The organism is Neisseria sp. (assembly GCF_030530745.1).
In the GTDB taxonomy this organism is placed as follows: Bacteria; Pseudomonadota; Gammaproteobacteria; order Burkholderiales; family Neisseriaceae; genus Neisseria.
In genome coordinates, this window is record NZ_JAUMUI010000016.1 from 17,952 (window position 1) to 33,236 (window position 15,285).

At 56.6% G+C, this 15,285-nt stretch carries 14 protein-coding genes; 6 read left to right on the forward strand and 8 right to left on the reverse strand.

Annotation, left to right across the window (positions count from 1 at the left end; translation table 11 throughout):
- Positions 1 to 5: 5 nt before the first annotated feature.
- Together nusA and rimP are read right to left on the reverse strand one after the other, a co-directional pair.
- Positions 6 to 1,511 (reverse strand): transcription termination factor NusA, encoded by a 1,506-nt coding sequence (gene nusA, locus Q3970_RS07210; protein ID WP_303099909.1) that lies wholly within the window; start codon positions 1,509 to 1,511, stop codon positions 6 to 8.
- A 29-nt stretch (positions 1,512 to 1,540) separates the two neighbouring features.
- Positions 1,541 to 1,972 (reverse strand): ribosome maturation factor RimP, encoded by a 432-nt coding sequence (rimP, locus tag Q3970_RS07215; RefSeq protein ID WP_257065506.1) that lies wholly within the window; start codon positions 1,970 to 1,972, stop codon positions 1,541 to 1,543.
- Positions 1,973 to 2,454: 482 nt separating this feature from the next.
- Between rimP and Q3970_RS07220 the strand changes: the two genes are divergently transcribed.
- Positions 2,455 to 3,801 (forward strand): DEAD/DEAH box helicase, encoded by a 1,347-nt coding sequence (locus Q3970_RS07220; RefSeq protein ID WP_303099910.1) that lies wholly within the window; start codon positions 2,455 to 2,457, stop codon positions 3,799 to 3,801.
- A 206-nt stretch (positions 3,802 to 4,007) separates the two neighbouring features.
- Here the strand turns inward: Q3970_RS07220 and purF are convergent, their stop codons facing one another.
- The 6 genes from purF to Q3970_RS07250 all read right to left on the reverse strand — a co-directional run bounded on the left by purF (position 4,008) and on the right by Q3970_RS07250 (position 9,481).
- Entirely contained in the window at positions 4,008 to 5,543 is a 1,536-nt protein-coding gene (gene purF / locus Q3970_RS07225) for an amidophosphoribosyltransferase (protein ID WP_303099911.1), read from the reverse strand.
- A gap of 17 nt (positions 5,544 to 5,560) precedes the next feature.
- Complete coding sequence (locus Q3970_RS07230) at positions 5,561 to 6,058, reverse strand: CvpA family protein (protein ID WP_303099912.1); 498 nt, start codon at positions 6,056 to 6,058, stop codon at positions 5,561 to 5,563.
- Positions 6,058 to 7,305: an SPOR domain-containing protein gene (locus Q3970_RS07235; protein WP_303099913.1), complete on the reverse strand. Its 1,248-nt coding sequence runs from the start codon at positions 7,303 to 7,305 to the stop codon at positions 6,058 to 6,060. Before Q3970_RS07235 ends, Q3970_RS07230 begins: the two co-directional genes overlap by 1 nt.
- A gap of 12 nt (positions 7,306 to 7,317) precedes the next feature.
- Positions 7,318 to 8,604: a bifunctional tetrahydrofolate synthase/dihydrofolate synthase gene (folC, locus tag Q3970_RS07240; protein WP_303099914.1), complete on the reverse strand. Its 1,287-nt coding sequence runs from the start codon at positions 8,602 to 8,604 to the stop codon at positions 7,318 to 7,320.
- 93 nt (positions 8,605 to 8,697) lie between these two features.
- On the reverse strand, positions 8,698 to 9,120 hold the full coding sequence (locus tag Q3970_RS07245) for a protein YgfX (RefSeq protein WP_303099915.1): 423 nt from the start codon (positions 9,118 to 9,120) through the stop codon (positions 8,698 to 8,700).
- 1 nt (position 9,121) lies between these two features.
- Positions 9,122 to 9,481 (reverse strand): hypothetical protein, encoded by a 360-nt coding sequence (locus Q3970_RS07250; RefSeq protein ID WP_303099916.1) that lies wholly within the window; start codon positions 9,479 to 9,481, stop codon positions 9,122 to 9,124.
- A 206-nt stretch (positions 9,482 to 9,687) separates the two neighbouring features.
- Between Q3970_RS07250 and Q3970_RS07255 the strand changes: the two genes are divergently transcribed.
- From Q3970_RS07255 to Q3970_RS07275, 5 genes are all read left to right on the forward strand, one after another.
- Positions 9,688 to 11,589, forward strand: a complete 1,902-nt coding sequence (locus tag Q3970_RS07255) for a TonB-dependent receptor (RefSeq protein WP_303099938.1) — start codon at positions 9,688 to 9,690, stop codon at positions 11,587 to 11,589.
- 54 nt (positions 11,590 to 11,643) lie between these two features.
- Positions 11,644 to 12,615, forward strand: coding sequence for an ABC transporter substrate-binding protein (locus Q3970_RS07260; RefSeq protein WP_303099917.1), 972 nt, complete (start codon positions 11,644 to 11,646; stop codon positions 12,613 to 12,615).
- A 75-nt stretch (positions 12,616 to 12,690) separates the two neighbouring features.
- On the forward strand, positions 12,691 to 13,488 hold the full coding sequence (locus Q3970_RS07265) for an ABC transporter permease (RefSeq protein WP_303099918.1): 798 nt from the start codon (positions 12,691 to 12,693) through the stop codon (positions 13,486 to 13,488).
- Complete coding sequence (locus Q3970_RS07270) at positions 13,488 to 14,180, forward strand: ATP-binding cassette domain-containing protein (protein ID WP_303099919.1); 693 nt, start codon at positions 13,488 to 13,490, stop codon at positions 14,178 to 14,180. Before Q3970_RS07265 ends, Q3970_RS07270 begins: the two co-directional genes overlap by 1 nt.
- Positions 14,173 to 15,270: an NnrS family protein gene (locus Q3970_RS07275; RefSeq protein ID WP_303099920.1), complete on the forward strand. Its 1,098-nt coding sequence runs from the start codon at positions 14,173 to 14,175 to the stop codon at positions 15,268 to 15,270. The genes Q3970_RS07270 and Q3970_RS07275 overlap by 8 nt, the downstream gene beginning before the upstream one ends.
- Positions 15,271 to 15,285: the final 15 nt, after the last annotated feature.

Here is a 15,285-nt window from a genome sequence, read left to right on the forward strand (position 1 = left end):
CCCCCTCAGTTTTCTTCGGTAAACCAGTGTTCGCGGGCAGCCATAATTACCTGTTTGGCCTCTTCTTCGCTCACTCCGGTGATTTCTATCAGCTCGTCAACGGCCAGTTCTGCCAAATCGTCGCGGGTGGTAATGCCTGCCTGCGCAAGGTCGCGCAGCATTTCCTGGTCGATGCCTTCGAGGTTGCGCATATCTTCGTCGATATCGTCGAGCTTTTCTTCCGAAGCAATGGCCAGTGTGAGAATGGCATCGCGTGCCCTGTTGCGCAGTGTTTCTACGATGGCTTCGTCAAAACCTTCAATTTCCAACAGCTCGGCAGCAGGCACATAGGCTACTTCTTCCAATGTAGCGAAACCTTCCTGCAATAGCACTTCGGCAGTTTCTGCATCCACGTTCAGATGCTCGGTAAACAGTTTGCGGATAGCTTCGTCCTCGGCGGCATTGCGTTCTTCGGCTTCAGCCACAGTCATGATGTTAAGTTCTTTATCTGTCAGCTCGGCTGCCAGACGGACGTTCTGCCCGCCTTTGCCGATGGCCAGTGCAAGTTGGTCTTCGGCAACAATTACATCAACCGACTCTTTGCCGTCGTCTTTTTCGTTTATGACGATACGGTTTACCTCTGCGGGCGACAGTGCATTGATAACAAATTGTGCGGTTTCGGGCGACCACAGCACTACATCGATGCGCTCGCCAGCCAGCTCATTGGTTACGGCATTTACGCGCGACCCCCGCACGCCGATGCAGGTGCCCTGCGGATCGATACGCTGGTCGTTGGCTTTGACGGCGATTTTGGCGCGGTTGCCGGGATCGCGGGCAGCTTCTTTGATTTCAAGAAGGCCGTCTTCGATTTCAGGCACTTCCATTGCAAACAGCTTCACCAGAAAGTCGCGCGAAGTACGGCTTAGAATAACCTGCTTGCGGCCGGAGTTGCCGATTTCGTCAACCCGAAGGAACAGTGCGCGCACGCGGTCGCCGTTGCGGAAGTTTTCGCGCGGAATCATCTGATCGCGCGGCAGCAGGGCATCAAGCCTTCCGATTTCAATAATGGTGCCGTGGCGCTCCACGCGCTTCACGGTGCCCATAACTATATCTTCTTTCCGTGCCAGAAATTCTTCTAAAATCTGCTCGCGTTCGGCATCGCGGATGCGTTGCAGGATAATCTGCTTGGCGGTTTGTGCGGCTTGGCGGCCGAAACCTTCGTTTTCCAGCTGTTCTTCGTAATACTCGCCGATTTGAATGGTGGTTCCGGGGATTTCTTCTTGGATTTCTTCAATGGTTTTTTCCACATCGGGATAGGTGTAGTCTTCGTCGGCAACTATCAGCCAGCGGCGGAAAGTTTTATATTCGCCTGTATCGCGGTTGATTTCCACGCGCACATCCATATGCTCGCGGCCGGCTTTTTTCTTGGCGGCGGTGCTCAACGCGAATTCCAGCGCGTTGAATACCACTTCGGAATCCACGTTTTTTTCGCTAGCCAGCGCTTCGGCCAGTTGTAACATTTCACGACTCATTTTTTTAATTCTCCGTTATAACGATATTTTTAAAATTTAAATTCGGGGCGCAGGCGGGCTTTGTCGATATTGTCCAACCCGATTTCGGCGGTTTTGCCGTCGAACGAAATGCGCACGGTATTGTTTTCGCAGGCTTCGATGCGGCCGATAAAGTTTTTCTGGCCGTCTATCGGCAGGCGCGTTTTGATTTTGGCCTGCTGCCCGGCAAAGCGCACGAAGTCGGCGGCTTTTTTCAGCGGGCGGTCGAGACCCGGGCTGGAAATTTCCAAGCGTTTGTAGTCGATGTCTTCCACCATAAACAGGCGGCTCAAATGGTTGCTCACGGTGGCGCAGTCTTCCACGGTGATGCCGCCTTCTTTATCGATAAACACACGCAAATCACCTTGCGCGGTCAATTCGAAATCCACCAGCTCGTAACCCAAGCCGGGCAGGGTTTTATCGAGAATTGTTTGAATATCCATAGTGCTCCGGAAACAAAAAAATGGCCGCGGGGCCATTTTTCGTGAAAACTGAAAAATTTTCTTATTATAACCGCTCTGCCTGCAAAAGCAAAGTAAAGATGTTGGCGGAGATTGAAATTCGGGCCGGTGTTTCGGCGGAACTCTGTCCGCCTCACCCGCCCTTGCGCTAAAGCCATGCCGTATCCAATATTTTCTTGACCAAGTTTGGCGGTTTCTATATTATCCGCGTTTCGTCTTTTTGAAGCCATCGTCTTCAGCCAACTTCGTATATCTTTCAAGCTTTCCGTTAAAAAGCTTTCTTACATGATTTGCTCCGCTTAAGGGCATATTTGCAGGTTGTCGCCGATGTTAACCACAAGCCGTAGGGCTTGCGACAACCTTGCGTACATCTTTTTCATTAGTAAATAAATACGTTATCCCATGCTTCAAGGCCGTCTGAAAACGTTCGGACGGAATGCGTTGTTGTTCCTTCCAGGAAAACCATGTCTGTAAAATTCGCCGACTTAAATCTCGATAAAAATATCTTGTCCGCCCTTTCGAGCGCGGGCTACGAATCGCCCACACCCGTTCAGGCACAATCTATCCCCCATGCTTTGGAAGGCTGCGACATCATGGCCTCGGCCCAAACCGGCTCCGGCAAAACCGCCGCTTTTCTGCTGCCCACCCTGCAACGCTTAACCCGCCGCAGCGACAAACCCGGCAAAGGCCCGCGGGCGTTGGTGCTTACGCCCACCCGCGAATTGGCGGCGCAGGTAGAAAAAAACGCCCTCACTTATGCCCAAAATATGAAATGGTTCCGCACCGTGAGCATTGTGGGTGGCTCTTCGTTCGGTTATCAAATCCGAGCCCTATCCAAACCTATCGATTTGATTGTGGCCACTCCGGGCCGCCTGATGGATTTGATGGACAGCGGCAAAGTGGATTTCAGCCGCCTTGAAGTGCTGATTCTCGACGAGGCCGACCGTATGCTCGATATGGGCTTTATCGACGACATCGAAACCATCGTCGCCGCCACCCCCGAAACCCGCCAAACCCTGCTGTTTTCCGCCACTTGGGACGGCGCGGTGGGCAAACTCGCCCGCAAGCTCACCAAAAACCCCGAAGTGGTGGAAGTGGAACGTGTTGACGAGCAAGGAAAAATCGAAGAGCAGCTTCTGTATTGCGACGATATGCGCCATAAAAACCGCTTACTCGACCACATTCTGCGCGATACCAATATTGATCAGGCGGTTATTTTTACATCTACCAAAGCCATGACCGAAGTGTTGGCCGACGAGCTCTACGACAAAGGTTTTGCCGCCAACTGCCTGCACGGCGACATGCCGCAGGGCTGGCGCAACCGCACACTGATGGATTTGCGCAAAGGCCGCTGCAAAATCCTGGTCGCCACCGACGTGGCCGCACGCGGCATCGACGTGCCCGCTATCACCCACGTTATCAACTACGACCTGCCCAAACAGGCCGAAGATTATGTGCACCGTATCGGCCGCACCGGCCGCGCCGGCCGAACCGGTTTGGCGATTACGTTTGCCGAAGTAAACGAATATGTGAAAGTGCACAAAATCGAAAAATATATCGGCCGCAAACTGCCTGAAACGGCCATTGAGGGCATGGAGCCCACCCGCCGGCGCAAACCCGCCGGTAAAGCTAAAGGCAAAGGCGGCTGGGACGGGCGCAGGTTTGGCAATAAAAAAAACGGTGAAAAGAAATTCGACGGCAAAAAGCACGGTGGTAAAAAATTTGCAGCAAAAAAAACCGGTGCCGCCGACGCTTTCGGCAAGAAAAAAACGGCAGGGGGAACGGGCAAGAATGCCCGCCCGTCGAGATGATTTCTGTCGGGGCTTATTGGATTGGCCCCTGCGGCGCAGCAACGCCGTGGCAGAAATAAAGTTTTACGCTATATAATCAAGCCCGCTATGATCCGACTATAGCTTCAAACGTTATGAGGCCGTCTGAAAACAAAATACTTTCAGACGGCCTCATAACGTTTGAAGCTGAAACGGAAACGGGAATGGGTTTCGCAGCAGGTAAAAGATTATTCGTCGTCTTCCCGTTGGCTGTTGATGCGTATTGCCGTGTGAACGGTGCCGGTGAGTGCGGCGGGCAGGGATTTGTCGGCAGAAAGTTTCTGCAGGTAGGCTTCGTCGATATCGCCGGTGGGATAGCGGCCGCTGAAGCATGAGGTGTCGAACGAACCAATGGCGGGATTGAGTGATTTCACCGCTTGTTCCAGTTCGGCCAAATCTTGAAAAATGCAGCCGTCGGCACCGATTTCGCGGGCGATTTCGTTTTTGTCGCGGCCGTTGGCAATCAATTCTTCGCGGGTCGGCATATCGATGCCGTATACGTTGGGATAGCGCACTTCGGGTGCGGCCGAGGCGAAATAGACTTTGCGGGCTCCGGATGCGCGGACCATTTCGACGATTTCGCGGCTGGTGGTGCCGCGTACGATAGAGTCGTCGACCAGCAGCACGCTTTTGCCTTTGAATTCGGACTCCATCGGGCTGAGTTTCTGGCGCACCGATTTTTTTCGGGTTGCCTGCCCGGGCATGATGAAGGTGCGGCCGATATAGCGGTTTTTAATCAGCCCTTCGCGGTAGGGTTTGCCCAAGTGGTGTGCCAGTTCCATCGCGCTCGGGCGACTGGTGTCGGGAATCGGCATGACAACGTCGATATCTTCGGGAGGCAGCTCGCGTTTGACCTTTTCGGCCAAGGCCACGCCCATATTCAGCCGGGACCGGTAAACGGATACGCCGTCGATTACCGAATCAGGACGTGCGAAGTAAACATACTCAAACAGGCAGGGGCTGAGGCAGGCGTTTTCGGAGCAGGGGCGCGAGAAAAACTGCCCGTCCAGAGAAATGAAAACGGCTTCGCCGGGAGCGATGTCGCGCGCCAAATCAAATTCGATTGCATTAAAGGCAACCGATTCGGAAGCCACGGCATAGGCGGTGCGGCCGTCTGGACCGGTTTGTGTGCCCAGCACCAGCGGGCGGATACCGAGCGGGTCGCGGAATGCCACCATGCCGTAGCCGGCTATCATGGCCACTACGCCGTATGCGCCGCGCACGCGTTTGTGCAGTTTGGCGACGGCATCGAAAATATTGCCGACGCTGAGCTGGGAAGTGCCGGAATCGGTTACTTCGCGGCGCAGTTCGTGGGCAAACACGTTGAGCAGCACTTCCGAATCGGAGCGGGTGTTGATGTGGCGCAAGTGTTTGTGGCACACGTTTTCATACAGCTCTTCGGTGTTGGTGAGGTTGCCGTTGTGCCCCAGCACGATGCCGAACGGCGAGCTGACGTAAAAAGGTTGCGCTTCGGCGGTGCTTTCGGCATTGCCTGCGGTGGGGTAGCGCACATGGGCGATGCCGGCGTTGCCCGTCAAATCGCGCATATTGCGGGTGCGGAATACGTCGCGCACCATGCCTTTGCCTTTGTGCATATGGAAAATGCTGCCTTCCACGGTAACGATGCCGGCGGCATCCTGTCCACGGTGTTGCAGCATTTGCAGGCCGTCGTAAAGGCTTTGGTTTACAGGTTGGTAGGCTACCATGCCCAATACGCCACACATTTTTCTCTCCGGATATTTTAAAGGGGTTGATACTGTATTTTATCTGCAACGGCACCCGGCAGATAGGGGACCGCGAATTGGGCCAGCGACTCGAAATAGCCGGCGCTGAGCGATTGGCGCCAGCCGTCGGTTTGCGGCAGGTCGGTAAACGAGCAGGCGATTACCGCCAGCGTAACCAGCAAAACACCTTTGAGTGCGCCGAATGCGCCGCCGAGCAGGCGGTTGAGGCCGCCCAAACCCACTGTTTTCGCGGCGCCGGTGAGCAGCGAACGTAAAAAACGCTGCACCAGCCATGCAGCGGCAAACAGAACAATAAAGGACAAGGCCACAGCCAAGGGGCGTGATTCGAACGAACTGAAGGCGGTTTCCGAAAACGGCACGGCAAATGTTTTGGCCGCAACAAACGCCACAATCCAAGTGATTAAAGAGGCCGCCTCGGCGATCATGCCGCGCATCATCGAAACGATGGCGCACAGGCCGATCAGGCCGAAGGCGAGAAGGTCGAAAGTTGTCATCAGGGCTGTCCGATCACGATACCGTTGGCGCCTTTTTTGCGCAGTCTCTCCAAAGCCTTGCCGGCGGTTTCCCGGTCGGGGTAGTGGCCGGTGCGCACGCGGTAGACTTTGCCTTTTTCGGTTTCTACTTCGGTGATGTAGGCGCTTACGCCCGCATCGGCCAGTTTCTGCTGCATTTGCTTGGCTTGGTCGCGGTTACGGTATGCGCCGGCCTGGATAATGGCTTTGGAGGAGGATCTGCCTTCCAAAATGGCTTTGGGATCGCTTTTTTCGACCGATGCCTGCGCGGATTTGTTGCTTAGTGCGTCTTGTGCGGCTTTGCGGTTGGCTTCCTGCTGTTTTTTCCTGGCTGCTTCTGCGGCGCGCTTTTCAGCTTCGGCTTTGGCGCGGGCTTCTTTTTGCGCTTTCAGACGGCCTGCTTCCTGTTCGGCCGAACGGGCGGCTTTCCGGCGTTCGGCTTCTTTGGCTGCGGCCTGCTCGCGCGCTTTGCGCGCCTGTGCTTCCTGTTGGGCTTTTTGCGCCGCTGCTTTTTGCTGTTCTTGGTGTTTCAAACGCTCGCGTTCTGCTGCTTTTTGCTGTTCCTGCTGTTTCAAACGCTCGCGTTCGGCCTCCGCTTTTTGCTGTGCCTGCCGTTTCAGGCGTTCGGCTTCGGCTTTTTTGGCGGCGGCTTTGCGTTCGGCTTCGGCATCGGGTTCGACGCGGTTGTTAATCACCACCACGGGCGGCGGGGCGGTTTCTTCGGGTTTGGGCTGCGGCTTGGATTGCGGTTTCTGTTGGGGTTTGGATGCTTCGGCCTGAACGGGTTTGGCAGCGGGTTCGGCTTCCGCCGTTTTTTTCCCTGCTGCTGCTTTTGCGGCTGCGGCCGTTGTGGCGGTTTGGGCGGCGGATTCGGATGCCGTTTGCCCCGCAGGTGCCGGCGGGGTGGCAAGCGGATTGTTCAGTTCGGTGGTTTCGGTGTCGGCCGGAGCGGGTTCCAGCACGGCGGCGGGCGACAAATCGGAAGCATCGTCGGAAGAGGCGGCCTGATTATTGGCCGGTGCTGCCTGCGGCGCAGTTTCTGATGCGGCGGAGGCGGTTTTTTCGATGCTGATGTTTTCGGCGGCTTCGTCTCCGCCGCCCCGGTTCAGAACATTGGCGAGCAGGATGCCTGCCAATATCACCAGCGCGGATGCGCCTACCAGGCGGCGGCGGTTTTTGCGTTTCAGTTTTTCGTATTCGTTCAGTGAATGGAAACGGTTGTCTGACATGAATCTGCCTTGTTATAAAGCGGCCATGACTTCGGCCACGGTATGGAAAGAACCGAAAACGGTGATTCTATCATTTTCCCCGGCTTGCGCCAAAGCTGCCTGATAAGCCGTCTGAATATTGTCGAAGCTGTGCACGGCATCAATGCCGCAGCGGTTGAGTTTTTTTTCTATTTCTGCCGCAGACATGCCGCGCGGCAGATGCAGCGGCGCGATATACCATTGGTCGAACTGGTCTTTCACAATGTCGATAACGCCGTCTGAATCTTTGTCGGCCAGAATGCTGAACACGGCGGTGCGCTTTTCGGCGAAAGGCAGGGCAACCAGCCCTTGGCGCAGGGCACGGGCGGCGTGCGGGTTGTGGGCGACGTCGAGAATGGTGAGCGGGCGGCCGGGCAGCACTTGGAAGCGGCCGGGGTTGTGAACCAGCAGCAGCCCGCGTTTGATGGAGCCGATATCGATGGGCAGGTGATGGTTGAGGCATTCGATAACGGCCAGCGCGCAGGCGGCATTACCCAATTGGCAGGCGCCGCGCAGGGCGGGCACGGGCAGGGCGTTGCGGTTGCGTTTGAGGCCGTCTGAACGCCCCGATGCGGCGTCGGGGTGGAAGTGGAACGACCATTGCTGCTGTTCCAGGCGGCTGAAACCGAAATCGCGTTTGGCCAAGAGCAGGTTGGCGCCTATGCTTTCGGCGTGCCGGCGCAGCGATTCGGGCGGCGGGTTTTGGCCGCAGACGGCGGGTTTGCCGCTGCGGAACACGCCGGCTTTTTCGTAGCCGACCGCTTCGATAGTGTCGCCCAGAAACGATTGGTGGTCGAGATCGACGCTGGTTACGACGGCGCAGTCGGCATCGAAAACGTTTACCGCATCCAAACGCCCGCCGAGGCCGACTTCCAGCACCATCACGTCAACGTTTTCGCGCATAAAGATATCGACGGCGGCCAATGTGTTGAATTCGAAATAAGTGAGGGAAATTCCGCCGCGCGCCGCTTCGATGCGCTCAAACGAGGCTGTAATCGCTTCGTCGCTTACAGGTTCGCCGTTGATGCAGATGCGTTCGTTGTATTTGAGCAGGTGCGGGCTGGTGAGCGTGCCCACTTTGAAGCCGGCCTGCCTGTAAATCTGGGTGAGAAACGCGCACACCGAGCCTTTGCCGTTGGTGCCCGCCACTACCACCACGGGGCATTGCGGCTCGAGCCGCATGGTGTTTTTCACTTCGCCCACGCGCGACAAACCCATGTCAATCAGCCCCGCGCTATGGGCGGTTTCGAGATGCGATAACCAGTCGTTTAATGTTTTCATTTTGAAGGTGATAGAAGGTAATAAATGTGTGTGGAGGCCGTCTGAAAACAGGAAGTGCAGGAACGGTGTTTCAGACGGCCTTGAAAGATAGGGTTAATCTTTAGGCTGCCCCCAGCGTGCCCAAACCAGCAGGCGGCGGAAGTTTTCGCGATCCGCCATATCGGGCAGCACAAACTGCCACAGAGTGCGGCCGCCCAAATCCCATTTCAAAAACAAGGCATAAGGCGAAATCAGGCTGCCCGGGCGCAACACGGCTTCGAAAGCGGTTTGCGGCCTGCCGACAAACACTACCGCACGCCCCTGCGGGCTGACGGCGATTTTGTGCACGGCATCGGCACGGCGCAGGTTTTGGTTGTGCCACGCCCGGAAAAAGGTGGCGGCCAGCAACAGCAAACCGATGATGCGCGCCGCGCCGTGAAACGCGGTAAGGCAGAGATAAGCCGCCCAAAGGTGCAGAAACACAGTCAGGGCTTTGCCGGTGCGTGAAGGTTTGAAGGCTGTCTGAAAAGGGCGCATCTTACCTCATGTTGTCGAATACGGGGGTAATGTCCAGCCCGGCTTCTTCCATATCGAGCACCATGTCGTGGATTTCCACTTCGAAATATTCCCAAAAGGCTTTCAGGCCCATATCGGCCGGCCACCGGCTGCGGGGGATGTCCCAACCGGAAATTTCGGCTTCAAAAATGGTTTGGTAGCGATCGTGGAAATAGGAAACCACCGCTTCGGGTTCGTCGAACTGCGGCACGAGAAACACCGAGCAGTTGGCGCGGATTTGTTCCAGCGTCAAATCGGGCATATTTTCATCGGCCTGTTTGAGCCAGTCGAGAAAGTTTGCGGTGGGCTTCAGCACCACGGCGGTGCGGTCGACAAAATACATGGCTTGTCCTTACGGGTAAATTTCAGACGGCATTGTACTGAATATCGGCAAGGTGCGGGGGCTTTCTTGGCGTCCCGGTGCCGGGTATGCCGCAGGCGGCTGTTTGTAAAGGCTACGGCAGAATATTTACTTATAATCTTTCCAAGCATAGAATAAATAAAAATTATTATCTTTATATCGGAAAGGTAATGAGAAGGGTTTTATGGATGCTTGCTGCGGGTTGTGTGGCGCAGGTGTCGGCGCAAGGGCAGGAACAGTTGGCTGATGCCGGCGAAATCAGATCCTTGAAAGAGTTTGCTCCGCCCAAACCGGTTACGCCCGATGCGGCTCAGGGCTATATGCCCGAAAACCAGTTCGACCGAACCGACCGCAGCGGTTACTATTTTGTAACCGGCAATATCGACAAAGCCATGCGCCCGGTGAAGGCCAACAGTGGCTTTTACGGCCGCAGCTTCTACAATTCGGCCTCAATCCAGGCGCGCGGTGCGCGGTTTTACGGCAACGCCAATATCAACCACACCAAGGCCGGCGACTATAAAGACGGCGGGGGCAGTAAAGCCGGCTGGGGCTACAGCCGTTTCAACCAAGCTTTGGTGTTGGGTTTTGTGCCGTCTGAAAACCAGGAATACCGCCTGACTTATCTGCACGACCGTATTGATGACGACAAACAGCCGCAGTTTGCCAACGATGCGGTTAAAACCGACCGCAATATCGTCCGGATGGGTGCGCGCTGGGGCGGTTCGGATTTAAACAACACCCTGCGCGCTGAGGCGGGCTTTACCCGCCTGGACCGCCGCGCCGACAATTATTCGCTGCGAAGCGGCGGTACCAACCGGATATTTGTCGGCCTCGACCGCAAAATCTTCAATTTTTCCCTCAAACACGATTATGGCAGGGGAAAATTCCACAATGCTTTCATTGCGGGCTACCAGCACGACAGCCACGACGGCATCCGCCATACCCGTACCGACGTGCTTGACTTTCCCAATGCCTACCGTTTCGCCGGCATCCGTACCGGCAGCTACCGCCTTTCCGATACGCTGGCCTACCGTTTCGACAACCGCCACAAACTCGGTTTGGGGTTGGGCTATGAATACAATGATGCCGAGGTGCGCAAAAATACTGCGCAACTGCCCAACCCTGCAAACCCTGCCCTGGCTTTCGCCAGTGCACAGCAGGTGTGGCGGGATTATTACGGTTTCGACTTTAACGGCAAAGTTCGCCGCGAGGCCTTTTCGGGGGAGCTGAAATATGATTTCACCCCGTCGGAACTGCACAAATACAGCATCAGTGCCGCCCATATCGAACGCATCGGCGACAACACCGAACGTTTCAATTCGCTGGCCTCGTTGGTATACGACCGCCGCAGCGGCGCGCGGCGCAATCAAAATCCTGCCGCCGCCATGGTCGGAAACCCGTTGCTCAAGCCGGAAGGGCATAACTTTGTCAGAATCAGCGCCGATCTGAAAAACAGCGCCTACAACGGCTACATGGATTCCCTCATGGGACGGGGCTGGAATGCCGGCGGCTCGCTGATGTACGACAAAGTGAAAAACCTGATTATCTTCGACCGTGCGCGCGGCCAGGCCGGTGTGGCGGCAGACAACGGCGGCATCATTGTACGCAATGCGGATGCAGACATCGTGTCGGCCGATATTTATGCCCGCTACAATTTCAATCCGCGCTGGGCGGCCGGGGCAAAAGCGTTTTACCGTTACGGCCGCAATGCGGACGACGGCAGGCCGCTCTACCAGATACGGCCGTTCGAGCTGGCCGTGCAGGCCGACTATAAAAATTATTTCCGCTACGGAAGCTACAGCATGGGTGCGGCAGGGCGTTATGTGGCGAAGCAGGCGCGCGGCGATTTCGACACGGCGTCGGGTCTCGGCATCGACCGGCGCGAGGCTGCCAAAAGCTTTGCAACGGCCGATGTTTATGCTGCGGTGAACGTGAAAGACCGCTACGGCCTGCGCGCGGGTGTCAACAATATTTTCAACCGCAGGTATGCCGACTTTATCAGCGGCGATCATGTGGAAGCGCTCGCGCCCACACGGGTGGTATATGCGCCCGGGCGGACTTATTGGCTGAGCCTGCATGCGGCGTTTTAAGGCTTTCAGACGGCCTGCATGAAAATGCCGTCTGAAACAATATAGGAGAAAAAAATGCACAGACGCAGATTTTTAAAATGGGGCGCGGCACTGGCGGCGGCAGGCGTTCTGCCTCCGGTATCCGCCGCCAGAGCCAAAGAGGCGTTTACCGTATACGGTGCACCTGCACTGCCGACCATGACCATCGCCGTAGCCGCCCTGCAGGGCAGGCTGGCGAAGCAGGCGGCGGTGTCGGTAAAAACCTGGCGTTCGCCCGACCAGCTGCGGGCGGGCGTGGCGGGCGGCACGTTCAAGGTAATGATGAGCCCGAGCAACGTGGGCGTTAATCTGCGCAACCAGGGGCGCAAAGTCGGCATGGTGAACATTCTCACCAACGGCATCATTCAGCTGGTGGGCAAGGGTAAAGCCATTGCGCATCCGCGCGAATTGGCGGGAAAGCGGGTGATTATCCCGTTTAAAAACGATATGCCCGACATTGTGTTCCAAGCCTTGCTGAAAAAGCTGGGTATCGATGCGCGTCAAGTGCACATCACCTATGCGGCGACGGGCGCGGAAGCCGTGGGGCTGTTTTTGAGCCGCAACTTTGATGCCGCGCTGGTGCCCGAGCCGCTGGCCGCCGCCGCCGTATTGCGCGGCAAAACCATGGGGGTGAACGTGGTGCGCGGTTTCGACGTTGCCCGCATGTGGGGGCAGGCTTTCGGCACCCGGCCGGTGATTCCGCAGGCGGGGCTGATTGCCGATACGGACTTCTACCGCGCCAACAAAGCCAAATTCGACCTCTTCCACCAAGACTTGAAAAACGCGCTGGTGTGGATAAACGCCAACCGCCAAAGCGCGGCGGAAATCGGCAAAAACTATCTGGCCGCGCCCGTGCCCGCGATTGTTTCGGCCATTCCCCACGCCAACCTTACGGTAACCAAAGGCTCGGAGCTGAAAAACGGCATCATGGCGTTTTATGAAGAACTGATGCGTTTCAACCCCAGGCTTTTAGGTGGCAGACTGCCCGACGACGGCTTCTTTTTATAAGGACTTCCGGCCGCCCGTACAAAAACGGGCGGGGCGGCTTTCAGACGGCCTTTTCGCAAAAACGGAACGGTAACGATGATTAAAACCGACAAAATACGCAAACGCCAGGCGGCAGTGTTTTATGTGGCCGACTATCTGTGGGGCGGCTTCGCCGGCTTGGGTGTGGCCATGATGGCGGTGGCGCTGTGGTCGTGGGGCAGCACCTTGGCCGGTGAATTTATACTGCCCGCACCGACCGGCGTATTCACACAGGCCGTTGCCCTGCTGCGGGATTACGAAACGGGCGGGTTGGGTGTTTCGCTGTGGAGGGCGGCCGCCGGTATCGGCGTATCGCTGCTGCTGGGTACGGCGGCAGGGCTTTTGGCAGGCAGTTTTCAGACGGCCATGGCCATGCTGAAACCCGTGATTACCGTTTTATTGGCGATGCCGCCGATTATCTGGGTGGTGATGGCGCTGTTTTGGTTCGGTTTCGGCAGCCCGAGCGTACTGTTTACCGTGATCATTATCGTTACGCCGCTTACTTTTGCAAGTGCGGCGGCAGGCATGGCGGGCATCAACAGGCAGTACGGGGAAGTGTTTGACGTTTACCGCACGGGCCGTCTGAAAAAAATCCGCTATTTCTACCTGCCCCACCTTACCGGCTACATGATTTCCAGTGTGGGCGTGGCAGTGGCGATGGGGGTGAAAGTGGTGGTGATGGCGGAACTTCTGGGAGCGGAGGAGGGGGTGGGCGCGCGTATCGCCGATGCCCGGACGATGCTGGAAACTTCTACGGTGATGGCCTATGTGTGCCTGATAGTCGCGCTGGCGGCGCTGTTCGAATATCTGGTAACCAAGCCTTTGGAAATCCTGTTTATGCCGTGGAGGAGGTAATGTTGGAAATGTCGCATGTGCGGTTCGACATCCTGCGCGATGTCGTGGTACGCGATTTCAGCCTCACCCTGAGGCCGGGCGAAGTGAAAACCCTGTTCGGCCCCAGCGGCTGCGGCAAAACCACGGTTTTGCGCCTGATCAGCGGCCTAGAAACGCCCAAGACAGGCCTTATCCGCAACGGTTTTAAAAAAACCGGCTTCCTGTTTCAGGAAAACCGGCTGTTGGAAAACCTCAGTGCGATGCAGAACATTACCGTTTTTATGGAAAAAGCCGATGAAGGCGCAGTGGCGGAATTGGCTGCCGAGGTGGGATTGGGCTCGGGCGACTTGAACAAATACCCGGCAGAACTGAGCGGCGGCATGGCCAAGCGGGTGGCTTTTCTGCGGCTTTTACTCAGCGGCTGCGGCCTGGCCCTGCTCGACGAACCTTTTGTGGGGCTCGACAGGGATCTGCGCGATATTCTGGCCGGAATGCTGACAGAAAAAATCCGCCGCCGCGAACTGGCCTGCGTACTGGTAACGCACGACCGTTTCGAAGCGGTGCGGCTCAGCCACGAAATCATGCTGCTCGCCCCCAAAGGCATGGCCGTTTGCCGGCGGGTGTGTTTGAACGAAGATTTGGCAGATCGCGATACGGCCTATGAAACAAGGGTGGCGGCGGAGCAGTTTCACGGAATCCGCTATTATGAATAATTTCTTCAGCCACCCCATGCGCGGCTTTTTTACCGCCGCAGCCCTGTTCGGCATTCTCGGCAGCGCCTGTTTTTTCGTCAGCCGCGATGCTGTTACGGTGCACCGCCTGTTTTTCCTCAACCTGCTGCCTGCCTGTGCCTACAGCGGCTTTCTGCTGACCGCCATGCCAAGTTGGACGGATTACCGCGGCAGTATTGCCGGCGCGGCCAAAATGCTCGGCGGCACCGTTGCGGCGGCATGGGCGGTTTCGTTTTTCAATGTACGGGCGGGTGCGGCTCTGCTTGCCTGCTTGTGGCTGATGCTGTTGTTTTTTTGCGCCCGTATGGTTTTTTTGGGCAAAGACCGCCGCAATTTTTCTGTTTTAATGCTGCTCTTTTTGTTGGCCGCGTTTCAGACGGCCTATGCTTTCAGCCTCGACGGCCGCTTTCTCAGGGCGCAGCTGCACCTGAACATTGCCGCCACCGTGCTTATCGGTTTCCGTATCAGCATCGTGATGGGGGCGGAAGCATTGAAAGAATGCCGTCTGAAAGACCCGCTGTTTGTTCCCAACGCCGTTTATAAAAACATGGCGGTTGTTTTTCTTGCCGCCTATGCCTTTATCGAGCTGCTGCTGCCTGCCGAAGCGGCGGGCTATGCCGCTTTGGGCTGCGGCTGCATCCTGCTGGCAAGGCTCAAAGAGCTGCACCACCGTGAGCTGCTGCGCAAACACTATCTGGCTCTGTATTACGCCGTGCAGCTTTCCGGCGCATGCGGTTATTTGTGGCTGGGTGTCGGAAAAATCCGCATGATGCCGGATACCCCGCCGCTGCACCTGATTGCTTTGTGCTGCATGTTCGGCACTGTTTTGCTGGTTTTTATTACGGCGGGTTTGCGCCACAGCAGCTTCGTTCGCCTCGACTACCCCAAACTTTCCCGCGCAGCGTTCGCCTGTCTGGCCGCCGCCGCCGTATCGCGCACGCTGCTGTTCGGGCACGGCGCATGGTTTTATCTTTATCTGCCCGCGCTGTTCCTTGCCGCTGCCTTTACCCTCTACCTGGCCGATTTTGTGCCGGTTTTTAAAAACCGGCCGTTTTACGGCGATCCTGAGTAACAACAGGCCGTCTGA